The organism is Halioxenophilus aromaticivorans (assembly GCF_042850945.1).
GTDB lineage: Bacteria > Pseudomonadota > Gammaproteobacteria > Pseudomonadales > Cellvibrionaceae > Halioxenophilus > Halioxenophilus aromaticivorans.
In genome coordinates this window covers 5,606,006-5,630,278 of sequence record NZ_AP031496.1, presented here as the reverse complement: position 1 = coordinate 5,630,278, position 24,273 = coordinate 5,606,006, and the positions used below count along the sequence as shown (strand labels likewise).

24 protein-coding genes are annotated in these 24,273 nt (G+C 55.0%); 9 read left to right on the top strand and 15 right to left on the bottom strand.

Annotation, left to right across the window (positions count from 1 at the left end; translation table 11 throughout):
- The first annotated feature begins 122 nt into the window (after window positions 1-122).
- From ACGHM3_RS23950 to ACGHM3_RS23940, 3 genes are read left to right on the top strand one after another with little or no spacing between them, the layout of a single operon-like run.
- On the top strand, window positions 123-629 hold the full coding sequence (locus ACGHM3_RS23950) for a disulfide bond formation protein B (protein WP_345424892.1): 507 nt from the start codon (window positions 123-125) through the stop codon (window positions 627-629).
- Between the two features lie 3 nt (window positions 630-632).
- Window positions 633-971, top strand: coding sequence for a CidA/LrgA family protein (locus tag ACGHM3_RS23945; protein WP_345424890.1), 339 nt, complete (start codon window positions 633-635; stop codon window positions 969-971).
- Entirely contained in the window at window positions 968-1,678 is a 711-nt protein-coding gene (locus ACGHM3_RS23940) for an LrgB family protein (protein ID WP_345424888.1), read from the top strand. Before ACGHM3_RS23945 ends, ACGHM3_RS23940 begins: the two co-directional genes overlap by 4 nt.
- Before the next feature lie 43 nt (window positions 1,679-1,721).
- Here ACGHM3_RS23940 and ACGHM3_RS23935 read toward each other — a convergent pair whose 3' ends face one another.
- The gene (locus ACGHM3_RS23935; RefSeq protein ID WP_345424885.1) at window positions 1,722-2,174 is read right to left on the bottom strand and encodes a GNAT family N-acetyltransferase; all 453 of its coding nucleotides are present in this window, start codon (window positions 2,172-2,174) and stop codon (window positions 1,722-1,724) included.
- A 22-nt stretch (window positions 2,175-2,196) separates the two neighbouring features.
- On the opposite strand from ACGHM3_RS23935, the gene ACGHM3_RS23930 reads away from it, so the two are divergent.
- On the top strand, window positions 2,197-2,964 hold the full coding sequence (locus tag ACGHM3_RS23930; RefSeq protein ID WP_345424883.1) for a TlyA family RNA methyltransferase: 768 nt from the start codon (window positions 2,197-2,199) through the stop codon (window positions 2,962-2,964).
- On the opposite strand, the gene hexR is transcribed toward ACGHM3_RS23930, so the two are convergent.
- On the bottom strand, window positions 2,953-3,801 hold the full coding sequence (gene hexR / locus ACGHM3_RS23925) for a transcriptional regulator HexR (protein WP_345424880.1): 849 nt from the start codon (window positions 3,799-3,801) through the stop codon (window positions 2,953-2,955). The two genes, ACGHM3_RS23930 and hexR, sit on opposite strands and share 12 nt — an antisense overlap.
- A 417-nt stretch (window positions 3,802-4,218) precedes the next feature.
- Here hexR and ACGHM3_RS23920 point away from each other — a divergent pair, with 417 nt between their 5' ends.
- The 4 genes from ACGHM3_RS23920 (at window position 4,219) to ACGHM3_RS23905 (ending at window position 10,338) form a co-directional block, all read left to right on the top strand.
- The gene (locus ACGHM3_RS23920) at window positions 4,219-5,346 is read left to right on the top strand and encodes a carboxymuconolactone decarboxylase family protein (RefSeq protein WP_345424877.1); all 1,128 of its coding nucleotides are present in this window, start codon (window positions 4,219-4,221) and stop codon (window positions 5,344-5,346) included.
- Between the two features lie 120 nt (window positions 5,347-5,466).
- Window positions 5,467-6,687 carry an NAD(P)-dependent alcohol dehydrogenase gene (locus ACGHM3_RS23915; protein WP_345424874.1) on the top strand — a complete coding sequence of 407 codons (1,221 nt, stop codon included), beginning with the start codon at window positions 5,467-5,469 and terminating at the stop codon, window positions 6,685-6,687.
- A 141-nt stretch (window positions 6,688-6,828) separates the two neighbouring features.
- Window positions 6,829-9,009 (top strand): DNA helicase II, encoded by a 2,181-nt coding sequence (gene uvrD / locus ACGHM3_RS23910; RefSeq protein ID WP_345424871.1) that lies wholly within the window; start codon window positions 6,829-6,831, stop codon window positions 9,007-9,009.
- A 174-nt stretch (window positions 9,010-9,183) separates the two neighbouring features.
- Entirely contained in the window at window positions 9,184-10,338 is a 1,155-nt protein-coding gene (locus tag ACGHM3_RS23905) for a TRAP transporter substrate-binding protein (RefSeq protein WP_345424868.1), read from the top strand.
- Here ACGHM3_RS23905 and ACGHM3_RS23900 read toward each other — a convergent pair.
- Genes ACGHM3_RS23900 through ACGHM3_RS23850 form a run of 11 tightly spaced genes read right to left on the bottom strand, consistent with a single transcriptional unit; the run spans window position 10,335 to window position 19,647 of the window.
- Entirely contained in the window at window positions 10,335-11,684 is a 1,350-nt protein-coding gene (locus tag ACGHM3_RS23900) for an MFS transporter (protein WP_345424865.1), read from the bottom strand. The genes ACGHM3_RS23905 and ACGHM3_RS23900 overlap by 4 nt on opposite strands.
- 24 nt (window positions 11,685-11,708) lie before the next feature.
- On the bottom strand, window positions 11,709-12,644 hold the full coding sequence (locus ACGHM3_RS23895) for a flavin reductase (protein WP_345424862.1): 936 nt from the start codon (window positions 12,642-12,644) through the stop codon (window positions 11,709-11,711).
- Window positions 12,645-12,673: 29 nt separating this feature from the next.
- Window positions 12,674-12,865, bottom strand: coding sequence for a 2-hydroxymuconate tautomerase (locus tag ACGHM3_RS23890; RefSeq protein WP_345424859.1), 192 nt, complete (start codon window positions 12,863-12,865; stop codon window positions 12,674-12,676).
- 25 nt (window positions 12,866-12,890) lie between these two features.
- A complete protein-coding gene (locus ACGHM3_RS23885) occupies window positions 12,891-13,862 on the bottom strand; it encodes a PDR/VanB family oxidoreductase (protein WP_345424856.1) in 972 nt (323 codons plus the stop codon).
- Between the two features lie 16 nt (window positions 13,863-13,878).
- Entirely contained in the window at window positions 13,879-14,619 is a 741-nt protein-coding gene (locus ACGHM3_RS23880; protein ID WP_345424853.1) for an SDR family NAD(P)-dependent oxidoreductase, read from the bottom strand.
- Between the two features lie 10 nt (window positions 14,620-14,629).
- On the bottom strand, window positions 14,630-15,109 hold the full coding sequence (locus tag ACGHM3_RS23875; protein ID WP_345424850.1) for an aromatic-ring-hydroxylating dioxygenase subunit beta: 480 nt from the start codon (window positions 15,107-15,109) through the stop codon (window positions 14,630-14,632).
- Window positions 15,102-16,391 (bottom strand): aromatic ring-hydroxylating dioxygenase subunit alpha, encoded by a 1,290-nt coding sequence (locus ACGHM3_RS23870; RefSeq protein WP_345424847.1) that lies wholly within the window; start codon window positions 16,389-16,391, stop codon window positions 15,102-15,104. Before ACGHM3_RS23870 ends, ACGHM3_RS23875 begins: the two co-directional genes overlap by 8 nt.
- A complete protein-coding gene (locus tag ACGHM3_RS23865) occupies window positions 16,384-16,929 on the bottom strand; it encodes a nuclear transport factor 2 family protein (RefSeq protein WP_345424844.1) in 546 nt (181 codons plus the stop codon). Before ACGHM3_RS23865 ends, ACGHM3_RS23870 begins: the two co-directional genes overlap by 8 nt.
- A gap of 3 nt (window positions 16,930-16,932) precedes the next feature.
- Window positions 16,933-17,286, bottom strand: a complete 354-nt coding sequence (locus tag ACGHM3_RS23860) for an IacB protein (RefSeq protein WP_345424841.1) — start codon at window positions 17,284-17,286, stop codon at window positions 16,933-16,935.
- 26 nt (window positions 17,287-17,312) lie between these two features.
- Window positions 17,313-18,461: an acyl-CoA dehydrogenase family protein gene (locus ACGHM3_RS23855; protein WP_345424838.1), complete on the bottom strand. Its 1,149-nt coding sequence runs from the start codon at window positions 18,459-18,461 to the stop codon at window positions 17,313-17,315.
- Window positions 18,448-19,647: an amidase gene (locus ACGHM3_RS23850; protein ID WP_345424833.1), complete on the bottom strand. Its 1,200-nt coding sequence runs from the start codon at window positions 19,645-19,647 to the stop codon at window positions 18,448-18,450. The genes ACGHM3_RS23855 and ACGHM3_RS23850 overlap by 14 nt, the downstream gene beginning before the upstream one ends.
- Before the next feature lie 101 nt (window positions 19,648-19,748).
- Between ACGHM3_RS23850 and ACGHM3_RS23845 the strand changes: the two genes are divergently transcribed.
- A complete protein-coding gene (locus ACGHM3_RS23845; protein WP_345424830.1) occupies window positions 19,749-20,351 on the top strand; it encodes a MarR family transcriptional regulator in 603 nt (200 codons plus the stop codon).
- Between the two features lie 33 nt (window positions 20,352-20,384).
- Here ACGHM3_RS23845 and ACGHM3_RS23840 read toward each other — a convergent pair whose 3' ends face one another.
- A complete protein-coding gene (locus ACGHM3_RS23840) occupies window positions 20,385-21,824 on the bottom strand; it encodes an aldehyde dehydrogenase family protein (protein WP_345424827.1) in 1,440 nt (479 codons plus the stop codon).
- A 15-nt stretch (window positions 21,825-21,839) separates the two neighbouring features.
- Complete coding sequence (locus ACGHM3_RS23835) at window positions 21,840-24,128, bottom strand: TonB-dependent receptor (RefSeq protein ID WP_345424824.1); 2,289 nt, start codon at window positions 24,126-24,128, stop codon at window positions 21,840-21,842.
- Window positions 24,129-24,273 lie beyond the last annotated feature (145 nt).

The window sequence follows — 24,273 nt, the reverse complement described above, 5'->3', positions numbered from 1 at the left end:
GCTGGTGTATCAGCGTGTGCTGCCAAAATCTGTGGTCCCGGCGGGCACCAGCGTGTTCATGGTCTAAACAGGCCCAAAAGGGTTACACTGCCACTGTATCGGCCGATGCTAAGGAAACATTTGTGTCAGAAGTAAAAACTTTATTGCCGGGCATCCGCTCGACGAACGTCATTCTCGCTGTAGGTTGCGCCGGTTTAATCGGCATTGGCCTGTATTTTCAATATGCGCTGGGGCTAATTCCCTGCGCGCTGTGTATTACACAACGTGTTTTTATTATAGCTGTGGGTGTGGTGGCTGCCATTGCCGCCGCGGCCGGCTTTACCGGCCTGGGTCGCCGGGTATGCGCGGTTTTGGGCGTGTTATTGGCGGTGATTGGCGGTGGCTTTTCCAGCCGTCAGCTGTGGTTGCAAAGCCTACCAGAGGACATGGTGCCAGCCTGCGGCCCCTCACTGGGCTATATGCTAGAGAACTTCCCCCTAGGCCAAGCCTTTAGCCTGCTGCTACAGGGCGATGGCAACTGCGCTGAAACGGTTTGGACTTTCCTTGGGGTTAGTATCCCCGGCTGGACGCTGGTGGCATTTATCGGTTTGGCCGCCATCAATGTGTGGCAATTGGTACGTAAGGCCTAACAGGTGCTGATTCAGGGCTTAGCGTGGCTGCTGTTATTCCAATGCTTGGGTGAGGCCATCAGCCGTGGCCTGGGTTGGATTGTGCCGGGGCCGGTGGTGGGCATGGTGCTGTTGTTTGCTTATTTGGCGGTGGCGCCCACGCCCAAATCCCTTCAGGTGGTCAGCGAAACCCTGATCAAAAACCTGGGGGTGATGTTTTTACCCCCGGCGGCGGGCCTGTACTTTTTGCCGCCGGAGGTCACCGGCCAGTGGCCCGCGCTGGTGGGCGCCTTGGTAATTGGTACCGCTATTTCGCTCACGCTTTGTGCGCTGGTGTTGAAATGGCTGGTGAGCCGGCAATGACCGCTTCCTTCCTCAACGAGTTGACCAACGCTCCGGTGGTGAGTGTTCTGCTTACCGTGGCCACGTTTCAATTAGGGTTGATGGCCTATAAGGCCAGCAACAACAACGTGATATTTCACCCGGTTTTGATTGGCGCCTCGGTTACGGCGCTGATTATTACCCTGGTTCCACTCGAGTTTGACGATTACTTTGCCAACAACGCCGTGGTGATGTTCTTTCTCGGCCCATTGATTGTGGCCTTGGCGGTGCCCTTGCGGGCTGAGATCCGGGCTTTGAAGGGCATCGCCCTACCGGCTCTTTTGGTGGTGGTGCTGGGCAGTTTTATTGCCCCGGCGGCGGCCCTGGGCGTGGCCTGGTTGATGGGGGCTGAGCAGGCGGTGCTGGAAGCGCTGCTCCCCAAATCGGTGACTAGCCCGATCGCACTGGGCCTGGCCCACAGCATTGGCTCCATGGTGGTGCTTACCACGGCTATATCGGTTATTACCGGCGTTATCGGCGCCATACTCGCGCCGCCCATTTTTAAGCTGGTGGGCCTCACCGACGACCGCCTGCAAGGGCTGTGTTTGGGCATTAATGCCCACGGCTTGGGTACGGTTAGAGCGTTTGAGGTGAGTGTTCGCTGTGGCGCATTGGCCGGTTTGGGTATGGGGTTGACCGGGGCGTTTAGTGCGTTTTTGATTCCCTACGTGCACCTGTGGGCTTTTTAGTGGCGGCGTGAGCACAAGCCAGCAAGCCCGATAACCCCTTTCCTTAATGATTTATATACTTGCGTATCAGTCGATGCGGCCCTATCTCGGCGACCTCAAATAGCTCGCCTTCGGGTACATAGCCCAAGCGTACGTAAAATGCCTCGGCAGCGGCACGGGCGTTGGCCCAAATGTGGGTTTGTTTTAGACCTCGGCGTTTGTCGCTGGTGCAGGCGTAGCGTTCTGCCGCCTCCACCAGTTGTTTGCCGTACCCTTGGCCGCGTACTTCCGGTATGGTGGCCATGGCTCGCAGTTGCCAGGCTTGCTGGCCACGAATGGTTTGCAGATAAATACTGACAATACCCACGTGCTGACCCTTGTCGTTAAACGCGCAAAAATGGCGGGTTTCGGCTTCGTTGTCGCCGTCGTACACCAATTGTTCAACGCTTTGGTGGGGGCGCAACAATTGCTGGCGGAGGGGCCGGGTTGCACTGGCGGGTAGGTTGACAATAGTCACAGTTTTACATCCTTTAAATTCTATGACAGAGCTTAAAAGTCGGGCCGATCAATGGCTCGTAAATCACGGTCTGGCGTCGTCTCGGGCGGAGGCGGCGCGGTTAATCAAAGCCGGCGCTGTAACACAGCAAGTGGCAGGCCAATGGCAGACGGTGGCCAAACCTTCGGTTGCCTTACTGGCAACGGCTCGGGTGCAGGTGGCCGATGGCGCATTAAATCCTTACGTGTCGCGCGGGGCATTCAAGCTGGCCGAAATCGCCAGCGCTAACAGCGTAAGTTGCAGCAATGTTACCGCGTTAGACGTGGGTCAATCTACGGGGGGATTCACTGATTTTTTGTTGCAGCAGGGTGCGGCCAAGGTGGTGGGCTTGGAAGTCGGTCGGGATCAGCTGGCGCCCAAGCTGCGGCAAGATCCTCGGGTGGTCTGTTTGGAAGGCGTTAATGCCCGGGATCTGTCTGGCATCGACCTGGCCCAGCACGCCCCCCAGGGCTTTGATGTGATTGTTATGGATGTCTCGTTTATTTCGCAAACCCTAATCCTGCCCAATTTGCCGGCCTTAATGCGCCCGGGTGGTTGGCTGCTGAGCTTGGTAAAACCTCAGTTTGAGGTGGGCAAAGAGGGCGTAGGCAAGGGCGGTTTGGTGCGCGATGAGGCGCTGTTTGAGCAGGTACGCCAGAGTATAGAAGCCTGTGTAGAGGGCCTGGGGTTACGGGTGAAAGACTACCGGCCAAGCCCCATCACCGGCGGCGATGGCAACCGCGAGTTTCTACTGGCGGCGCTAAAGCTTTAGGTCGGACAAGCTGCGTTTTAGCAGGTAGAGATGCTCTTGTAGGTCTTCACCTTTGTGCTGGGCCACGCCCAGGGCCAGGATGTCGATCACCGTTAAATGTGCGATGCGTGAGGTCAGCGGCGTGTGCACTTCTAAGTCTTCATCCACATCCACGGCAATGTGAATATTGGCTTCCTGGGCCACCGGCGAGCCGCTGGGGGTGATGGCAATCACCGTTGCACCACGATTTTTGGCCAGGTGCATGGATTTGATCAGTGCTTTGGTGCGGCCGCTTTGAGAAATGGCCAACACCACGTCGCCCTCGCTCATGCTCATGGCAGACATATGCTGAACGTGGTGGTCGGAGCAGGCCGAGGTAGCCACGCGCAGGCGGAAAAACTTGTGCTGTGCGTCCATGGCCACGGCGCCGGAGGCACCAAAGCCAAAGAACTCCACCCGCTTGGCCTGGGCCACGGCGTTGATGGCGGCCTCCAGCTTGGTTTCGTCCAGCTGATCGCGAACTTCCAGTAGCGTATCTACGGTGGCATCAAACAGTTTGCGGCTGATGGCGGCGACGCTGTCGTCGGCGTGCACCGCCACGCGGCCAAAATTGGTGGCCGGCTTGGTGAGCTGTTGGGCCAGACTGAGCTTAAAATCTTGAAACCCACGCGTACCCAATGCACGGCAAAAACGCACCACGGTGGGCTCGCTGACCTGGGCATCGTTGGCCAGGTCGACAATGCGCATGTGGATAACGGCCTGCGGGTCGGCCAACACGTAGTCCGCCACCTTGCATTCCGATTTGCGCATCTCGCTGCGAGCCTGCTTGATGCGCTGAATGATGTCCTCTGAAGTCACGGTCATTATCTTTAGTAAAATTTGACTACAAGTTTGTCGCTTTTTTACGAGCTTCTTAGGGAATCTTGTAGTTTTACTACAAAGTCTACCGAATATAAAGGCGAATTTAACTGCCATCCGGCGGAATAGAGCCTCTCTTTGGGCTAGGCCCTGGGGAGAGATTGGGTTTTGCTGCGAGTGAATGGGAGGCTTAGTGCCTACAGCAGGCTGTTGTAAGCTTTACAACAAAATTGTACAAACGGGCAATAATACTCTGCTTTATATCCGTTTTAACATGGGTGTCTTTTAGTTGCGTCTTTTTAGTTGCGTATAAATAGGCAATAAATTAAAACGATTGTGTAATACCCGGTGGGCGGATTCGTGCTCCAATAATCAACAGAAATAACCAATCTGTTTGATGGATGGAAGGAGGTACTAATGTCTAACGAATCTCGCCTAACCGCGGCGGCGCTGGTGGCCATTGCCGGGCTCAGCGCGGAGGCGGCAAGCGCCCAGCAAGAGGTCTACCCAGTCGGCAGTTTGCCGAGTTTTTCCGGCCCCGATAAAACCTTCACCGGCCAAGTGGATGTGCAAGTGGCGTTCCCCGGTGACTCTGTGCCCTACTCCGGTGCCTATGTGACTTTCCAGCCCGGTGCCCGCACAGCGTGGCACGAGCACCCCGCCGGCCAGCATATGGTGGTGACCAAGGGCGCAGCCATTACCGCCACACGAGATGGCCAAGTTGTGGAGTTTCACGAAGGTGAAGCGGTGTGGTGCCCACAAGGGGTAGACCACTGGCACGGCGCCACGGAACATTCCGCCATGACACATTTTGTGGTGACGGGCAGTAAAGATGGCGAAAACGTGGTGTGGAAGGACAAGGTCACCGACGAGCAATATCAAGCAGCCCTTAAATCCCTAGAGCAACCCCTCAAACTCACCGCGCTCAGTCCGCGTCAACAACAGATGGCCGTGGCTATCGCCTTTGCCGCGAGCAGTGCCATGGGCAGTTTGCAGGTCAGTTTAGAGTCCGCATTAGACCAAGGCGTTAGTGTCAACGAGCTAAAAGAAGCCTTTATTCACCTGTACCCCTACGCGGGCTTTCCTAAATCTCTGAATGCACTGGCCGCGTTGATGGGGGTGGTGGAAAGCCGCGAGCACGCCGGTAAAAAGACCACTATCGGCCCCGAGCCAGAGGCATTGCCTAAACCCGATGCCAGCCAAGCCCAGGGCGAAAAAGTGCAAACCGAATTGTCCGGCGCAAAGGTGGCTGGCCCATTGTTTGACTTTGCGCCGGGGGCCAACACCTTTTTGCAAAAGCATCTGTTTGGCGATGTGTTTGCCCGAGGTGTTTTGGATGTTAAAGACCGCGAACTATTAACCGTGGCGATTTTGGCCAGCCTCAGCGGCACGGATTCGCAACTGCAAGCCCACATCCGCATGGCAAAAAATGCCGGCGTAACGGACCAACAACTCACCGACCTAGCCACCTTGCTTACTGCCCGGGTTACTCGCAGCACCGGTGCTCGCATAGAGCAAGCGCTGACGAAACACCAAGCCGATTAGATCTACCTCGCCCCAGCGCTGGGCGAGGCTCCATTCCGCGATCTTTCTTTAATTCACACCCAGGATTCTGCTCGGCGAGCTTGCCGAGCGATGCCATTAGCTCAGGCTTTTGGAGTTGCAATGGGCCGACCTAAATCCGATCACCCGACGACCACCGCGGTTAACGCCGGCCGTCGTTATTGGCTGAAGCACACGGCCCTGGCCGGTGGTGCTTCGGCACTATTAGGCAGCCTCGCCCCGGGCTTGAGTGCTGCCACTTCTGTATTAAATTCCAACGAGGTAACAACCATGAACACCAACAATTCAAACGTTAAATCCAAGGGTTATGCCGCTTTTGATAACAGCGGCGAGCTCAGCGCTTGGGAGTTTGAACGTCGCCCGGTGGGCGAGCACGATGTGTTAATCGATATTAAATTCGCCAGCATCTGCCATTCCGATATTCACCAAATGAAGGGCCATTGGGGGCCGCAGCAATACCCTCAGGTGCCCGGCCATGAGATTGTTGGCCTAGTGGCCGCGGTGGGTAGCAAGGTAACCAAATTTAAGGTGGGTGACCGCGCCGGCGTGGGTTGCATGGTGGACGGCTGCAGTGATTGCGACCACGGCGAGCAGTACCATCCAGATACCGTATTTACCTACGGCTACCCTCAGGATTCGTCCCCCACGGGCATTTCCCAGGGCGGCTATGCCACCAATATTGTGGTGCGCGATCATTACGCGGTGCATATCCCTGAGACTATTCGCTTTCAAGATGCCGCACCGCTGTTGTGTGCCGGTGTGACCACCTATTCGCCGCTGTTAAAGTTCGATCTCAAACCCGGGGTCAGCGTGGGTGTGGCAGGCATTGGTGGCCTGGGCCACTTGGCGGTGAAGCTGGCGGCATCCAAAGGCGCGGATGTGATTGCGTTTACCACCAGCCCAGAAAAGGTCGACGACATTAAAGGCTTTGGTGCTAAAGACGTGGTGGTGGTTGACGGCGAGGAGTCGTTTAGCCAATACGCCGGCAAGCTAGACTGCATGATCAGCACCATCCCCTACGGTTTTGATGTGGCGGGCTACGCCAGCCAAGTGAAGCCATTTGGCGTGTTTACCCAGGTGGGAATGCCGGAGCAATCCGAGGTCACCGTTAACGCATTGGGCTTGGCCTTTAGCCGAGTCAACTTTAACGCATCGTTGATTGGCGATATGCAAGAGACCCAAGATGTTGTGAATTACTGCGCCGAGCACAAGGTGCTGCCGCAAATTCAAATCATCAATGCCGAGGAGATCAACCAAGCCTGGGCGGAGGTGGTTGCCAAAACGGCGCGCTACCGTTACGTGATTGATGCGTCTACGATTTAAACCGCCGATTAGCTAAGCGGCGAGCCTGCAGCAATACATGGCCATTGGCTTGGGGTATACTGGTTGTTTTTACAGTAATTATTGGGTGGCGTTAACCCAATCAAACCATAAAACCTCTAGCCTCTGATACAATGCCGCGCCATGGACGTTTCTATATTACTCGATAAGCTCAACCCTGCTCAGCGCGAGGCCGTAAGCGCCCCCGCCGGGCATCAATTGATTCTGGCCGGTGCTGGCTCGGGCAAAACCCGCGTGCTGGTGCACCGCATTGCCTGGCTGATCCAGGTGGAGGGGGTGTCGCCCTACTCCATTATGGCGGTGACCTTTACCAACAAGGCCGCCCGGGAAATGCGTGGCCGCATCGAAGAACTCATGGGGGTGAACCCGCGCGGCATGTGGGTGGGCACCTTCCACGGGTTGGCCCACCGCTTACTGCAAGCCCACTGGCGCGATGCCGGCCTGGTGCAGAACTTTCAAATTCTCGACAGCGACGACCAATTGCGGCTGGTAAAGCGGGTGTACAACGAGCTTAATATCGACGAAAAGCGCTGGCCAGCGCGTTCGGCGGTGAGTTACATCAACGGCCACAAAGACGAAGGCCGCCGGGCCAAGCACGTGGTAGAAAGCGCCGACTTGTACGAGCGCACCATGCTGGCGGTGTACCGCGAATACGAAAGCGCCTGCAACCGGGCCAGCCTAGTGGATTTTGGCGAGCTTTTATTGCGCGCCCACGAACTGTGGCTCAACCACCCGGAGCTGCTTAAGCACTACCAGGATCGCTTCCCCTTTATTTTGGTGGACGAATTCCAAGACACCAACACCATTCAATACGCCTGGCTGCGAGTGCTGGCCGGGCAGCAGTGCTGGTTAACGGCGGTGGGCGATGACGACCAGTCCATCTACGGCTGGCGTGGCGCCAAAATCGAAAATATCCAGCAGTTCGACCAGGATTTCCCCGGAACCCAGGTGGTGCGCTTGGAGCAAAACTACCGATCCACCGGCACTATTTTGCGCGCTGCCAACGGTGTCATCAGCCAAAACTTTGGCCGGCTGGGTAAAACCCTGCGCACCGACGGCGAAGACGGTGAAAAAATCAGCCTCTACGCCGGTTTTAACGAGCAGGACGAAGCCCGCTTTATCGTCGACCAAATTGAAAGCTGGACGGCCGCCGGTAACCGTCGCGACAGTATTGCGATCTTATACCGCTCCAACGCCCAATCTCGGGTGTTGGAAGAAGCACTATTGCGCGAATCCGTGCCCTACCGCATATACGGTGGCCAGCGCTTCTACGACCGGCTAGAAATTAAAAACGTGTTGGCCTACCTGCGATTAATGGTCAACCGCGAAGACGACGCCGCCCTGGAGCGCATTATCAATACCCCCACCCGGGGCATTGGCGGCAAAACCATCGACGATATTCGGCTTTTTGCCCGCGAGCAGGGCTGCTCTCTGTGGGCTGCCGGTGGCCAAATGTTGGCCAATAAGGCACTCAGTAACCGTGCCGGCAATGCGCTGTTGGCGTTCCGCGAACTCATCGATGGCTTGTCTCAGTATTTGGAAGAACCTTTGGGTGAGCTGGCCGAGCGGGTGATTCACAGCTCCGGCCTCTACGAATTCCACGGCAAAGAAAAGGGCGAAAAAGGCCAGGCCCGTAAAGAGAACTTGGATGAATTGGTCAGCGCCTGTGGTCTGTTCAGCGCCGAAGACCCAGAGCAGGATCCGCTCAACGAATTCTTGGCCCAGGCCGCCCTGGATGCCGGCGACGAACAAGCCGATGAGTTCGAAGACGCCGTACAACTAATGACCCTGCACTCGGCCAAGGGCTTGGAATTTCCACTGGTGTTTGTGGCCGGTGTGGAAGAGAACCTGTTCCCCCATAAGATGAGCGTGGAAGACCCAACCCGGCTAGAGGAAGAGCGCCGCTTGGCCTACGTGGGTATCACCCGGGCCATGGTGAAGTTGGTGCTTACTTACGCCGAAACCCGCCGCATACATGGTAAAGAAAGCTTTAATACTGTATCGCGCTTTGTAAAAGAAATCCCCGCCGACTGCCTGCAGGAAGTGCGCATTAAATCCAGCGTATCGCGCCCGGCCAGCTTTAACGAGCGCCCGGCCTACGGCAGCCGTCGGCAACCTCGCCTAAGTGACGACCCATCTGCCAGTGGCTTCGCCCTGGGCCAACGGGTAGTACACCCCATGTTTGGTGAAGGCGTAATATTGCATTGCGAAGGCAGTGGGCCCAACAGCCGAATTCAAATCAACTTCGATGACGTGGGCAATAAGTGGCTGGTAATGCAGTACGCCAAGTTGCAGCCGGCCTAAGTGGTTAGAGGGTGTTAGAAGGCATCCTTAAACAGGGCAGGTGGCTCAGGTGGGTGGAATACATTTAACGGGACATTGGCCGGTTGCATTGGTCGGCTATATTGGTCGACCGGAGCGGTAGCGTGTTAACGGTGCCGTTTGCTACCGAACAAAAATAAAACTAAGGAAAGAGGCATGTCTAATAACCAGCGTTTGTTGCCTGCGGTTGTGGTGGGTTTGGTGGCCCTGGTAATGCTGTTATTTGGCCTATATGTTTGGCAGGTAATGCGCTCCCCGGTTACCGCCAGTAACGCCCTGGTAACTACGGCTGATCAACAACAGGTGTACCGCTGGAAAATGGTCACCACCTGGCCCAAGAATTTCCCCGGTTTGGGCACCGCGCCGGAAAACTTTGCCCGCATGGTGAATGAATCCAGTAATGGTCGACTGCAAATTAAAGTGCACGGCGCCGGCGAGCTGGTGCCGGCCCTGGGGGTGTTTGATGCCGTGTCCACCGGCAGTGTTGAGGCCGGCCACGGTGCGGCCTATTACTGGAAAGGCAAAATCCCCGCCTCACCGTTTTTTACCGCCATTCCCTTTGGCATGAACGCCCAAGAAACCAATGGCTGGATCAACGCCGGTGGCGGTTTGGAATTGTGGCGTGAGGCCTACGCGCCATTTAATGTAGTGCCTTTTGCGGGCGGTAACACCGGCGTGCAGATGGCGGGTTGGTACAACAAACGCATTAATACCATCGCCGATATTAAAGGCTTAAAAATGCGCATCCCCGGCATGGGCGGCGAAGTGTGGAGCCGGGCCGGTGGTGTTGCCGTGAATATCCCCGGCGGTGAGTTGTACACCTCGCTTCAAACCGGCGTCATTGATGCCACTGAATGGGTTGGGCCCTATAACGACTTGGCCATGGGCTTTCATCAGGTAGCAAAATATTACTACTACCCCGGCTGGCACGAGCCTGGCGCCATGCTAGAAATCATCGTAAACCAAGATGCCTACAATGCACTGCCCGAGGATTTAAAAGCAGTGGTGGCAGTGGCGGCCCAGGCAACCAACCAAATGATGTTGGACGAATATACCAACGCCAACAATGCCGCGTTAAAAGAATTGGTGGAAAACTACGGTGTAGAATTACTAGAACTGCCCGCGGAAGTGCTGAACGTTTTAAAACAAAAAGCCGACCAATACTACGCAGAAACCGCCGCCAAAGACCCGCTGTTTGCCAAAGTGTTGGCGTCTTACACTGAGTTTCAGCGCAACGCCGGTAACTACCATCGCATTTCGGAATTGGCCTATTACCACACGCGGGAAACCGATTCACAAAAAACCGATTAGCGCGCCTTTAAACCCAGTGCCAACACACCGCTGGCCGCAATGGGCAGGGCAAACACCAAAAATATTTGCTGCCAATTAAAATTGGCGGCAATTAATAACCCGCCTACGTAAGGCCCCACCACCGCACCAAACCGGCCCAGCCCCAACGCCCAACCAATACCGGTAACCCGAGCGTGTGCAGGGTATATTTTTGCGGCCACGGCGTATAAACCGGTAAAACCACCGGCGTGGAAAAAACCAATAATGGCCAGGGATACAAATAAATAAGGTAAACCGTTCAGCCAGGCGAACAGTGCCAATCCCACGGCTGCCAGCAATAAAAAAGCGCAGATGATGCGGGCCAGGGAAAAATAGGTGGCCAACCAACCCAACACAAAAATGCCCAAGGTGCCGCCGCCGGTAAAGGCGGTGGAAGCTAGCACGCCAGAAGATTGGCTGAGGCCAGCGTTGACCAATAATTTGGGAATCCAGCTGAGTAAAAAATACAGGCTCACAAAACATAAAAAGAAGGTGAGCCACAACTGCAAGGTTTGCCCGCGCAAGCTTGGGCTAAATAGCGCCCGAATGCTGGCAAAGCGTGTGGGTGTTTGTTGGCAAACCGGTTGCGGTTGCTCTAACTCCGCTGGTAATTGCGGAAGGCCTAAGCGCAGCAATATGATTTGTTGTGCCCGCCGGGCTTTGGCGGTGGTTAGGCCGGATAAAAATTGCAGAGACTCTGGCACCAGGGCAAATAAAACCGCCGCCATCAATAATGTGGCACCGCCACCGAGGTAAAACACAACACGCCAGCCGTACTCGGGGATCATGGGTGCCGCCAGCAAGCCACCGATGCTTACGCCCAACGGGTAGCCCGCAGTCATACTCACAATGGCTAGGCTGCGATATTTGGCCGGGGTGTATTCCGAGGTTAACGCAGTCAGCCCGGCTAACATGCCGCCCACACCCAGCCCGGTAATAAAACGCAAAGTTAACATTTGCCACAGGCTTTGCGCCTGGGCCATGCCCAGCATGGTAATACCAATGGCCAGCACGCAGGCAACCAGTAATGGTTTGCGGCCAATGCTGTCGGCCAGGGGCGCTAAAAACATGGCGCCAATCATCATGCCGGCCAAGGCGACACTGAATAATTGCCCCAGGCTACCGGCGGCTAAATTGAATTCCTCACCCAAGCCATGGGCGGCAAACGACAAGGCTGCGACATCAAAGCCATCAATCATATTTAGCAGCAAGGCCACCACAAAAATCGCCCACTGGGTAAACGACATGGGTTGTTGGTCCAAGGCGTTACTCATTGCGCTTCGGGCTTGGATTTGGGCTTGAGTGTGTGTATTGGCCATTGTGCTCATCTTGCGTTCCTCAAATGGGTGGCTCTATGCCAGGGCATCACAAATGGTTTTTAAATCGCTTTTTAACTGTTCGGCGTGGTCGATGCCCACATGATTGAGGATTTCCTTTTCATGCTCTTGCGCCAGGTTCAGTAATTGCTCGCACAGGGCGCGTCCGCTGTCGGTGATGGTGACTTGGCTATCCGCGCAGCAAAAGGTGACCCAGCCTTTGGATAGCATCCAATTCACGGTTTCTTCGCTCTGCGCCAAGGGTTGGGCGGTATCGTTGGCCAATTGTTGCAAGTTGATATTTGGAGTTTGTGCCATTACGGTGAGCGTACGCCATTCCTCCGGCGATACTTGATAATGCTCGGATAACAGCGGGTAAAGCTTGGATGAATAGCAGGTGTAGGCGCTGCGCAGAAGATACAAAAAATAATTGGATAAAAAATCGCTGCGATGGGCCTGAATCTCTCGATGGGTACCGGCCGGGTGCTGCATGGCAACGGCGTAGCCACCTTGGGTAAAAACCAACGGCAGCTTGGCTTCGTTGCGGATGTAGGATAATACTTCGCCAACGATAATAAAGTGGTCGCCACCTTCGTACACCTGCCAGGTTTGGCACTCAAACTGTGCCGAACAATGGTCAAACAAAGGTGCATCACCCAACCCTCGGCGATAATCCACTCCGGCAAATTTATCCTCACCACGGCCGGCAAATTTATTGGATAAATCCATTTGGTCGCGGGACAACACGTTGACCGCAAAGTGTTTTGCCTCGGTAAATATGGGGCAGCTAAAGGAGCTTTTATCGATACTCCACAGCACCAGTGGCGGGTCTACCGATACCGAGTTAAAACTGCTGGCGGTACAGCCAATGGCTTGGCCATCTGCGGTGAGGGTGGTTACAATGGTAACGCCGGTGGGAAATTGCCCCAGGGTGCGACGAAAATCACGCGGGTCGAAGGGTGCTTGGTTCATACCAACACGGTCCTTGTTTGTTAATTGGGTTAGCGGCCTAACTTTTTGGCGGTAACGCCACCCAGGCCCCAGTTTGTTTTGGAAAATTCGGCAATGGAAACGGTAATATTTTCCGGTGGTGCGGCAATGGATTTTACAACCGCGTCGGTGACTTCCTTGATCAACGCTTCTTTTTGTTCGTCGCTGCGGCCTTGCAGCATTTCGATGCGAATAATGGGCATGGCAGGCTCCTTTGAACGCCGTGGGTTAACAATCCAAAATTAATTTGGCGGATTTGGCCCTTGAGCAACACACGGCAATTTGATCGTTGTCGGCTTTTTCTTCGTCACTTAAAAAGTGATCGCGATGCTCGGGTTCGCCTTCTAATACATCCATAATACAGGTGCCGCACACGCCTTCTTCGCAGGAGACATCCACCTTAACGCCTGCCGCTTTTAATGCCTGGGCAATGGTGTCCGTGGGGCCAACTTGTACGCTGACATCACTCTCGCTGCAATAAATCTCAAAGGCGTTACCGGTGAGTTCTACCTCGGCGTTAAAATATTCAAAGTGGACTTGGTCTGCGGGCAATCCCGCGGCTTTGGCGCAGTCACAAGCCCAGTCCAAAAAGCCCGCCGGGCCACACAAATAAATATGCGTTTGCAGGCTTTGGCTTTTTAGCAAGTCAGGTAAATCCAGGCGGCCGGACTCCGCCACGCGGCTGTAATGAAAATGCGATTGCTCACTAAACTGCGATTTTATCTCGTCTTCAAAAGCGCCGGTGCCGGGCTCTTTTAAGCAGTAGTGCAGTTCAAAATCTTGGCCTTGGGCTTTGAGGGTTTGAGCCATGGCGTACAACGGCGTAATACCAATGCCGGCGGCCAGCAGCAACACCTTTTGCGCCGGCAGTTGCAGCTCAAAATGATTGCGCGGCGGGCTAATGGTAATGGTTTGCCCCACAGCAAATTGCTGGAATATGGTGCGCGAGCCGCCACGGGAGCTGGGCTCTTCCATCACCGCCAATCGGTAGCCGGCAAATTGCTCCGGCGTAGTACACAGCGAATACTGGCGAATTAAATTGTCATTAATGTGTACATCAATGTGTGCACCGGCGCTAAACGCAGGTAGAGAGTCGTCGGCCGTGGGCATTAAATCGAGGATGGCGATGCGGCCGTCGATGTCCTGCCGGTGGTCGATGGTTACTTGTAGGCTCTTTTCGAGTAAATCTGGATTTGTCATGCTTTCACCATTGCGCCTAGCGCATAAATATTCCGCCGTTGGCATCCCAGGTAGCTCCGGTAACGGTGGCCGCTTGGTCACTGGCCAACAGTAACGCCATATCGGCGATTAATCGCGGGTCGCTCATTTGTTTTACCGGAATCATCGTGTCAATAATTTCGGCCAGTTTCTCCGGCGGTACTTTTTCAGTAATGGAGTCCACCAGCACCGGGCCGGGCGCCACGGCATTGACCGTAACGCCTTGGCCTGCGAATTGACGAGCAAAGATTTTGGTGAGGGTAATAATGCCGGCCTTAGATGAGGCGTAGTGGGCACCGGAGGCTGTGCCGCCCATTTGCCCAGCCAGTGACGCCATATTAATAATACGGCCTTGGTTTTGTTGAGCAAAATAAGCACCGAACACTTGGCAACCTAAAAAGCAGCCGCGCAAATTAATATCCAACACCTGGCTGAATTCCTCGGGTGTTATTTCCAATACCGGAGTGGTTGGGGTTATGGCGGCGTTATTAATTAACACTTGCGCCGCGCCAAAGTGCTCTTGGGCCACATTCAATGCTTGCTCAAAATCGTTTTTGTTGCGCACATCCAATACCTGGGTTTGCACCCGGTTGTAGTGTGCTAGCTCGTCTCGCGCGCCGGCTAAGGCTTGGTCATCGGCGTCGGTCATCAGCACATTGAAATCGGCCTGTAAAAACGCCTTCGCCAGCACCTGGCCAATGCCTTTGGCCGCGCCGGTAATTACCGCTGTTTGGGGCATGGTGGCATCCTTAAAATAAATAGCTGATGGTGGTTAGGTGCTGATCCGATTGCATCACCCGGGCGATTTTTTCTTGGATTTTAAAGCTGCCCTCGGTGGGAACCAGCTTGTATTCCAAATTAATGGGGTAGGAGCGCACGCCGTTTTTGTTGTCTTCATACAAACAGCAGGCCGCCCGTACGTGGACTTCTTCAGAGCCGCTGGCCAGCACTCGCACTCTGGATAAGGTGCGTACCGTAGGCTTGGCTAGAGCGGTGGATATCGCCTCGCCGCTGGATAAACGCTGGACTCTTAGACGGCGCATTTCAGCGTCGTCGTAGGCGACGTTGAGCACGGCGGAAAAATCCTGGGCGTTGTGGTCTACCGGAACAATGTACAAACCCGATTCCTGCCAAAGATCCAACCAAGCATCGTAGTCTTTAAAATCCAGGAGGTCGGCTTCCAGTGATAAAAACGCGGTAACCGCAGCGGTGAGTTGTGTATCAAGCATGGTTGTTCTCCTCTGCGATCATGCATTTTAAATATTGCTTATAGGCCGACCGCATGCCGGTTTCGGAACAGACCGCGCCCTTGACGTTGCCATCGTCGGATTGCGACAGCTTGCTCATGCCACGGTTGACCAGTATCCAGCCATCCTTGCCGGCATTGGCGCCGCGCTGTACTCGCTCCCAGGCTTCGCCGTCATCCGGCGTGCCAAATCCCATGGGGCCTTGGAAATGCTCATGCAGCCGCAGGCGCATTTTGTTAAATGCCGCCGGGGCGCCGTCGCCGCCAATGGCCACGTGGTGGATTTCGGTGCTGTTTACGCTAATTGGCGTAAGCACGCGGAAAAACGCCATGGAGCAGGCCACATTGGGGAACAGGTTTAGATTAAAACCACTGCCGCCTGCGGCGCGCACCAGCTTGCGTACTTCTTCGTCGCTGTGACCTTCGTCGGCTAGGGTTTGGGCAAGCTCGGAAAAGCGCTTGGGGATGGGTTCATCTAAGTTGGCTTCTAGGTCTACCAAATCCGGGATCATTACCATGACGCTGTGGCCATTGCCCAAATCTTCCACGTAGCCGTCGCCGTCTAAAAAGTCGAACACGTCCTGGGTGGCTTCGTCCACGGAGGAAATAAACGATTTATGTACGATTGGGAAATGGTAGGCATCGGTGGTGTTTTCCAATTGGATTTTCCAGTTGCCTGGGAAGCGAAAACGATGGTCGCCCAATGCTTTGACGGGATAACCACCGCCCTGCTTCATAAATAAATCGATCCACTTTTTGGCGCCGCCCAAAAAGTCTTCTAATGGTTCGATGTCATCGCGAAAGGTGGCGAAGATCATGCCTTGGTAACTTTCGTGGCGCAATTTCTCTAAGCCGTGTTCGGCTTTGTCTAAAATGCCTTCGTATTCTTCGGGCTTTGGCAGGGCGCGCAGTTCGCCGTCTAGGGCGTAGCCCCAACCGTGGTAGGGGCAGGTAAAGGCCTTGGTTTTACCGTGTTTACCTTCGCACACCGTGGCGCCGCGATGGCGACAGCGGTTTTGCAAAACGTGAATTTGGTTTTTGCGATCACGGGAGACGATCACCGGGTGGCGGCCAATCATGGCGGTTTTGTAGCTGCCTTTGTCCGGCACCTCGGACTCGTGGGCGACCCACACCCAAGTGTTGTTAAAGACTTTATCCAGTTCTTGCTCGAACAATTCTGGGTCGCTGTAAAGGGATTTGTGCACGCGATCCTCTTGTACTAGATCGCGGATGGTGCTCGCGCAGCGAGCGATAACATTACTCATGGGTAGACTCCTTGGCGGTGGTCGCCGGCGGTACCGGCACCGACTCGCCCTGTTGCCAGGGGGTGCTCATGGCGCGGCTGAATAAATTACGGGTACGAAAATGGCTGATGCGCCAATGACCGTTGTGGAATTTAAAATCGGCGTTAATTTGGGCGGCGTTTAAATGGGATAGGCCACTGGTGAAATCCGAGGGTTGTACCAGCACCCATTGGCCTTGGGCGGTATTGTCCGCAACATGAATCACCTCGTTACCGAGCACGTGCAAATTAAAACGAAAATGCGCCGGCGGCCGTGTGTAGCGGGCAAACATGTCACCGATGGCGGCCACACCAATGTGCCGGCCGAGTTTTTTGCGGTAATAGTCGCCCTCGCCTTCCCACACCGCGTCGCTGGTAAATAACTCCAGCAGCGGTTGCAGGTCGGTGTCTACGTTTAGGTCATCGCACAAACGCATGTAACGGTGCATGCAAGCACTTACCAAGCGCTCGTTTTCCAACGCACTGACGCGGGCGGTTAACGCGGCAATATCATGTGTCACGATTTACTCCGGCACAACCAGTTCGCGGCCAATACGCGCTTCAACCCGGGCGTATTTCCACAATTTAAATTCGCCATCGCCCACGGGGATGGTGCGGAAAAAATTACAGGCATCCACCACGCTGTCGTAGTTGGGGCAGTCGGCCATAATGTAGCAAGTCCAGGGCGCGGTGGGTGATGGCCCTACCTGAATACGATCGTCATCCATAATGCCGAGAATGGTTACGCCGGGCAGTTCATCGATGCTTTTCATCATGGTGCTAAAGGCTTGCCAAACATCTTTCATTTCGCCGGCGGTGCCATCCATAAAATTTTGATTAATGCCAATGCAAAATAAAACGCGAAGTGGTGCAGACATAAAATTAATCTCCAATAAATAAACAATTACAGGTAGCCGGGCAGCGGTTGTTTGCCAAACAGCATGGCGCCTGCGTTTTGAAAGGTAATCTCGCCCATGAAGGCGTGTTGAGTGGCCAGGTGGGCATCGCGGAAGCAACGCGACAACGGGTGGCTGTAGTAGGCGCTGGTCATGCCGGCCAGTTTGTAAGCTGCGCGGGTAACCTCGGCACACTCGTGGGTGAGGTGGCTGGTGGATAAGCGCAACATACTGGTTTGCAGGGGGGGTACTTCGCCGTGGCTTAAAATGCTGTCCCAGGCGGCTTCGGTGGCATCGTAGAAAAAGGCACGCGCCGATTGCAGCCGTGCTTCGGCCTTGGCCACCGCGGTTTGCACGTATTGCCGATCGCCAATATCCGGCGCCCCGGTAACCGAAGCGCGTTTGCCGCCCATGGCGTAGACCAAATCTAACGCCTCGCGGGCAACGCCGGCGCTGGTGACGGACAATACCTGGGCGGCCAAGGATAGCGATGGGTAGTTAAAAAAATGGCCCTCCAAATTGGCTGGCGCGCCGCGCACAAAGGTCCACTCCTCCGGCACCACTACATCTTCCACCACCAAATCAAAACTGCCGGTGGCGGTCATGCCGTGTACGTTCCAACTGTTTTGGTCGATGGTGACTTTATCGCGCGGCAGCACCGCCATACGCGGCAAAGCGCCCTCCACTTCTGGTTGAATGCCAACGCCAATCAGTGATGCTCCCATGCAGCCGCTGCCAAATTGCCAGCGGCCATTTACCAAAAAGCCACCGTCTTTACGCACCGCAGGCTTAGGCGGAAAAATGCCACCGGCAAATACCACATCCGGCCCGTTGGCCCATACTTTGGCGATGGTCTCGTGCGGTAGGGCGGATAAATACGCCGGGTTCATACCAAAGCTGGCCACCCAACCGGCGGAGCCATCGGCACTGGCGATGGTTTCGATTAATTGCAGAAACTGCACGGGGGTTCGTTCATCGCCGCCAAATTGTGTGGGTACAAATGCGCGGTAGATGCCAACATTTTTGTAGCGTTCGATGATGTCGTGGCTGATAAAGCGCTGTTGTTCAAACTCCTCTCGGCGTTCGCGAATATCCAGTAACAGGCGATCCAGCTCGGTACCGCCCCAGAGGCTTTTATCCAATTTAGGCAAGGACATGGTTTGCTCCCAGAATGCTGCTGTAGGTGGTTATTAGGTGTTGCCCCAGGGCGCAGAGCCAGGCATCGCGGTGGTGGTTAGCTACCAGTTGCAGTGCCACCGGCTGGGGGCCGGCGTAGTGAATAGGGATTACCAGGGCAGGGTTGCCACTGAGATTGAAGGGCCGCAAAAATCGGCTGAGGTTGAGATCTTGTTGCCCGGCCATGGCGGCTTGTCGAGTGAGCGGTACGTCCACCAGGGCTGGGGTAATTAATACATCCACACGCTCAAACAGCTCGGCCAGCTCGCCTTTAAATTGGCGGCGCACGGCCTCGGCCTGAGCTGCCTGCTGGCTTGTGATTTGGCTGCCGGCCATGAGCCTTGCCTGCACGTCGGCCCCAAGTCTTGGGTGGTGGATGATGGCCGCATTGGCCTGCGCAGTCTCTTGGCTGATTAAGGTCATGCCGGCTTGGTAGGCCGCATCAAAGCTGGGCAGGCTCGCCGGCTGAGTATTGAGGTTGAAGCCTGCCAGGGTGCTTTGTATTTGTTGGGCCATCCAGTCGACGCTGCCGTCCAGATACACGCCAATACGCAGATCTTCTAGAGCGGGCTGAGCAGCGAACGGCGTTTGGCCAAAATCTGGATCCAAGGTGGCCTGGGCATGGCTTAGCAGCGGCAGGCTGCGCGCGAATAAACCCACGCAATCGAGACTGGAGTGTTCAGGTTTTAGGCCCTGGCGGCTGACTCGGCCGTAGGTGGGTTTAAACCCATAAATCCCGCAGCAGGCTGCCGGCAAACGAACCGAGCCTCCGGTATCTGTGCCAAGGGCAATGTCCACCTCGCCGGCGGCCACCGCGGCGGCGGAGCCGCTGGAAGAGCCTCCGGTAATCAACAACGGATAACGCGGGTTAATCGGTGTGCCGGTGTGGGTGTTAACGCCGGTCATGCCGAAGGCCAGCTCGTGCAGGTTGGTTTTGCCGGTGAGGGTATAGTCGCCGGTCAACAGGCGAGCCACCACCTCGGCGTGCTCGGCCGCCGGGGTGGCATCGCAGGCTTCACTGCCACAAGCGGTGGCGTAGCCGGCCACAGCGATGCAGTCTTTAACACCTACGGTGATGCTGCCATCGCCTAAGCGAAAGCGCTGTGTCCAATTGGCAGAACTCAACGGTTTGTTAGGCTCTTGTGTGTGCATGTTGGTTGCATTCATCTGGTTGCTGTTCAAATTTTTTTGCCCCAGTCGTCTTGGTTCAATTCGTTTTTGGGTGCAGCATATAACATTCATCAAAACTTGAAAAATCAAGTATTAGAGTGCCTGCAGCAAGCGGCGATGACGCGGTTGGAAATTCCTGCTGGACAGCGCCGCCAATCCGGTTGATATTGGCCTTGCCCAAAAACTACGACGACATAACCCTGAGATTGCAATTAATGGCCCGAGATAAAACCCAAGACCTCGAAAAATACCGCCCGTCCGCTAAGCCATTTCGTTCAAGTAATTTTCCGTTTTACTGGATTACCCGAGTGGCCAATCGCTATACCCATAACATGGAGCTGCAGCTCAAAAAATTGGGCATTACGATTACCTCCTGGCGCACACTGGCGGTGCTTAAAGAGTTGGGCCCGCAGAGTATTTCTGACATTGCACACCACGCCGCCAGCCGTTTGCCCACCACCACGCGCACTGTGTATAAGTTGCGCGATCAAGCAATGGTGGATATCGCCCAGCAAGAGGACGATGCCCGGGTGACTATTGTTAGCATCACCCCTAAGGGCTTGGAGACGGTGCAAAGTATCAGCGAAACCACCCGGCCTTTGTTCGATAACATTTACGATGACCTATCCGATGGCCAGCTTCACTTGTTGAACGAAATACTTGAAAAATTATTCGACAATATGCCGCCCACAGCGGGTTAATTGCCGCGCTTTATTGCCTACCCAAAACCCTGACTAACTGGGCTTTGGGGCTAAGGGCTTAATGCAAATCGATTGGCAGCTGGTCATTTCTTTCAGGCCTTCTAAGCCGAACTCCACGCCCAGGCCGGATTGCTTTACACCACCAAAAGGCATGTTGGGCTGCACCGCGCCGTGGTCGTTGATCCACACCGTGCCGCAGGCAAGCTTGCCGGCCAGAGCGTGGGCGTCGTCGAGGTCGTCTGCCCAAACTGAGCCGCCTAAACCAGCGTCGTTGTCGTTGGCCAGTTCGATGACTTCTTCCAGGCTGTCGTAGGCAACGATCGGCAGCACCGGGCCGAAGGGCTCTTCGTCCACTAAGCGGGAGCCGTTGCTGAGGCCTGCCACCACGGTGGGCGCATAAAAATAACCGTCGCCGGGCAAGCGCTCACCGCCGCACAACACCTTGCCGCCCTCTTCTTTAGCAGCGGCCACCAAGGATTCCACGATGGCCAGCTGGGCGGCATTTTGTACCGGGCCCAATTCGGTGCCCTCTTCTAAGCCGTTGCCAACCTTTATAGTGCGCGCCTTGGCCGCCATGCCGTCACACGCGGCCTGGTATTGCGAGCGGTGCACGTAAAGGCGTTTCAGTGCCGCACAGGTTTGGCCGTTGTTGTGGAAGCAACAACCAAAAATAGCTGGCAGTGCTGAATCCAGATTAGTGCCGGGCAACACAATGCCGGCGTCGTTGCCGCCCAGCTCCAGAGTTAAGCGTTTTAGCGAAGCGCTGGCGCTGGCCATAATCTTGCGGCCCGTGGGCGTAGAGCCGGTGAAAATCACCTTGGCAATTTGCGGGTGGCTGGTGAGCAGGTTGCCCACTTCGCCGTCGCCGGTAATGGCATTCAGCACGCCGGGTGGCAGCACACTGTTGGCCAGCTCTACCATACGTAGCGTGGTAATGGGCGTGTAGGGCGAGGGTTTAATCACCACGGTATTGCCGGCCAATAGCGCCGGAATAACATGCCAGGTGGCAATCAACAGCGGCCAATTCCAGGGCGTAATGCTGGCCACCACACCCAGGGGTTTACGGTGCAATTCCACCCGGCCGCTGTCGTCGTCTTGCAGCACTTCCACCGGCAGTTCTAGGTCCGCGGTAAAGTGCGCCCAAAAGGCAGAGCCGCCCACTTCCATGCCGGCGCCCACACCATTTAATCCGCCCATGGGTTTACCGGTTTCTTGGCAGATAAGCTGCATCAGCTCCGGCATATTGGCTTCAATCACCGCGCCGATTTGATGGCAGTACTCTTGCCGTTGGGAGTGGGACAGTTTGCTCCAGCTGTCAAACGCCTGCGCCGCTGCACCAATGGCTTGTTGGGCGACATGAACATCGGCTTGGCTACAGCTTGCGAAGGGCAACCCCGTTGCGGGGTTGATTACTTCGCTGTGCTGGGGTGTTTCCACCGGCTCGCCATTAATCATTAAAGGGAAGTTTTGCATGTCGCTGTCCGTTTTTTAAAAGCTGTAACGAGCCGAGGCGAACCATTGGCGGCCGCGATCCAGCACTACCGACTCCAAACCAATGGAGCTGCTGGCGTAACCAGAGAGTATGTATTGCTCGTCGGTAAGATTTTTCACACCTAGGTCAAGGGTGTAGGCGTCCGATGGCGAGCTCCAGCCCAGGGTTAAATCCCAGATGTCGACCTCGGGGGTTTTAATGCTTTCGGTGTTGGCTACGTTGTTATAAAAAGCTGTGTGGTAGCTGCCGCTTAAGCGAGCGGTGAGTAAACTGCCGTTTTCAAAACTGAAATCCTGGGCCAGGCTGAGATTCGCAGTCCACTCGGGTACGTGGTCGAACTCGCTGTCGGTGGTAATGGCAGCCACCAGCGGTGCTTGGATATCAATACGGGTGTATTCGGCATCGGTGTAGCCGGTGCCCAATTCCATAAATAATGAGTCGGTCATGGCCCACTTCATTTCCAGTTCAAAGCCAGTGATCTCAGCGTTGCCGATGTTGTCTTCAAACAATCCTACGTAGCCTTCGCTTTGCGAAGCCACTTGGATATCGGTGTAATCCATAGTGAAGGCGGCAAAGTTAATGACCAAGGGTTGGGAAGCGCTGTCGTATTTCAAACCGATTTCGTAGCTGTCTACATATTCGGGATCAAACGAAGGCACATAGCCTAGCGGTGGGAAAATACGCTGGGCAAAGCCGCCGGAGCGAAAACCTTCGGAGTAGGTGGCGTAGGCCATAAGCTCGTCGGTGATATGGTAAGAGGCGTTGACCATCGGCGTTACCTCCGATGCATCGGTTGTGTAAACGCCGGGTGGTACCACTAAATCCCCGGAGTTGTAGCCAATATTGCTGGAAATCACATACTGGTATGGATCAAAGGATTTATCTTCCTGGGTGTAACGTAGGCCCAAAGTAAAATCCAGTTTGTCACTGGCGTGCCAGGTGCCCTGTGCGTAGATCGCTTCACTTTCGGTTGTGAAATCGTTACTGCTGTAAAAATTGGCGATGGCAAAATCCAAAATGTTGGTGTTGTTACCCTCTTCCTTAAAATAATACAGGCCCGCTATCCAATCTAAGTCGCCACCCAATGCAGAGCCCTGCAATTGAAATTCCTGGGAATATTGCTCTGTTTCAAAGGTGTCGTAGAAGTGAGTGACCAATAGTGGCGAGCTATCGGCATCGCGGGTAAATTCGGAATCCAGGTCGCGATAGGCGGTGATGGATTTTAGGGTTAGGTTGTCGTTGATAAACCACTTAGCGCGCAGGGTGGTGCCCCAGGTGTCGGTGTTGGAATAATTATCCCAGGTGCCGTAGTTGGCATCGTCCGAGGTCCACTGATCATTAAAGCAGGCGGGATCGCTGGCGGTTAAGCCGGCAGGGTATGGGCAAGCACCGGGCACGGCGTTGTTATAAAAAGCACCAAAACCAGATGCCAAGCTAGCGCCGGATTCTACCAACAAAAAGGCTGGGCCGTTTTCTTCTTCGGTACTGTAGTCAGCGGTTAGATGTACTTCAAACGCATCAGAGCCATCCCACAATAAACCACCGCGGGCAGCGGTTTGGTTGTCGTCACCGGTATCGGTGCCATCGGGGCGATCAACATAACCCTCTTGAGAGGCATCAACCACCGAGAAATTGCCCTTTAAATCATCGGTGATGGGGCCGCTGACCATAAGCTTAAAGCGCTGCATATTGTCGGTGCCAAAACTGGCGTCGGCGTAACCTTCAAAATCGTCGGTGGGGCGTTTGCTGTAAATGGCCATGGCACCGCCCACGTTATTACGGCCAAACAGAGTACCCTGTGGGCCGCGCAGTACTTCAATTCGGTCTACGTCCACCAAATCCACCGTGGCGCCGACGGTGCGAGCGATGTACACCTCGTCGATATAAAAACCCACGCCGTTATCGATGGTGCCCAGAAAATCACGCTGGCCAACGCCACGAATGTACACAGTAGCCACCGAGGAGGAGCCTCCGGCGCCAGCATTGTTTTGGTAGCTGAGGTTAGGCGTTACGGCACCCACATCCTCGATGTTTTCCATGCCGCGAGCCTCTAGGCCATCACCGGTAAAAGCCGTCACCGAAATTGGCGCATCCTGCAGCCCTTCTTCCACTTTACGGGCGGTAATCGTCACTTCTTCCATCATGGCGGATACACCGCTGCGTTCCCCGGGCTGTGACCAGGCCGAAGAGCAGGCCAGCAATACGGGGACCGATACTGTACAAATCAAGTTTTTGTTGCGCCATCGGGCGGTAGGTGTGCGTACTTCGGTGTGGCTCGCTTCCATGTTAATACCCCTAGAGTTGAATAATTTGCAGCGTTGAAGACTGGCTGGAGTATTGCAACAACCAGACCAGACTACGATTTATTAATTGATAAATCAATTAATATGGTTGGCTATATACCCAGATTTAATTTCTAGAATGGTAAGG

Excerpts from the sequence above, each read along its gene's own strand:
- ACGHM3_RS23940 (WP_345424888.1), top strand. The coding sequence starts at position 968 with ATGACCGCTTCCTTCCTCAACGAGTTGACCAACGCTCCGGTGGTGAGT.
- ACGHM3_RS23930 (WP_345424883.1), top strand. The coding sequence starts at position 2,197 with ATGACAGAGCTTAAAAGTCGGGCCGATCAATGGCTCGTAAATCACGGT.
- ACGHM3_RS23920 (WP_345424877.1), top strand. The coding sequence starts at position 4,219 with ATGTCTAACGAATCTCGCCTAACCGCGGCGGCGCTGGTGGCCATTGCC.
- ACGHM3_RS23915 (WP_345424874.1), top strand. The coding sequence starts at position 5,467 with ATGGGCCGACCTAAATCCGATCACCCGACGACCACCGCGGTTAACGCC.
- uvrD (WP_345424871.1), top strand. The coding sequence starts at position 6,829 with ATGGACGTTTCTATATTACTCGATAAGCTCAACCCTGCTCAGCGCGAG.
- ACGHM3_RS23905 (WP_345424868.1), top strand. The coding sequence starts at position 9,184 with ATGTCTAATAACCAGCGTTTGTTGCCTGCGGTTGTGGTGGGTTTGGTG.
- ACGHM3_RS23900 (WP_345424865.1), bottom strand. The coding sequence starts at position 11,684 with ATGAGCACAATGGCCAATACACACACTCAAGCCCAAATCCAAGCCCGA.
- ACGHM3_RS23895 (WP_345424862.1), bottom strand. The coding sequence starts at position 12,644 with ATGAACCAAGCACCCTTCGACCCGCGTGATTTTCGTCGCACCCTGGGG.
- ACGHM3_RS23890 (WP_345424859.1), bottom strand. The coding sequence starts at position 12,865 with ATGCCCATTATTCGCATCGAAATGCTGCAAGGCCGCAGCGACGAACAA.
- ACGHM3_RS23885 (WP_345424856.1), bottom strand. The coding sequence starts at position 13,862 with ATGACAAATCCAGATTTACTCGAAAAGAGCCTACAAGTAACCATCGAC.
- ACGHM3_RS23880 (WP_345424853.1), bottom strand. The coding sequence starts at position 14,619 with ATGCCCCAAACAGCGGTAATTACCGGCGCGGCCAAAGGCATTGGCCAG.
- ACGHM3_RS23875 (WP_345424850.1), bottom strand. The coding sequence starts at position 15,109 with ATGCTTGATACACAACTCACCGCTGCGGTTACCGCGTTTTTATCACTG.
- ACGHM3_RS23870 (WP_345424847.1), bottom strand. The coding sequence starts at position 16,391 with ATGAGTAATGTTATCGCTCGCTGCGCGAGCACCATCCGCGATCTAGTA.
- ACGHM3_RS23860 (WP_345424841.1), bottom strand. The coding sequence starts at position 17,286 with ATGTCTGCACCACTTCGCGTTTTATTTTGCATTGGCATTAATCAAAAT.
- ACGHM3_RS23855 (WP_345424838.1), bottom strand. The coding sequence starts at position 18,461 with ATGTCCTTGCCTAAATTGGATAAAAGCCTCTGGGGCGGTACCGAGCTG.
- ACGHM3_RS23850 (WP_345424833.1), bottom strand. The coding sequence starts at position 19,647 with ATGAATGCAACCAACATGCACACACAAGAGCCTAACAAACCGTTGAGT.
- ACGHM3_RS23840 (WP_345424827.1), bottom strand. The coding sequence starts at position 21,824 with ATGCAAAACTTCCCTTTAATGATTAATGGCGAGCCGGTGGAAACACCC.
- ACGHM3_RS23835 (WP_345424824.1), bottom strand. The coding sequence starts at position 24,128 with ATGGAAGCGAGCCACACCGAAGTACGCACACCTACCGCCCGATGGCGC.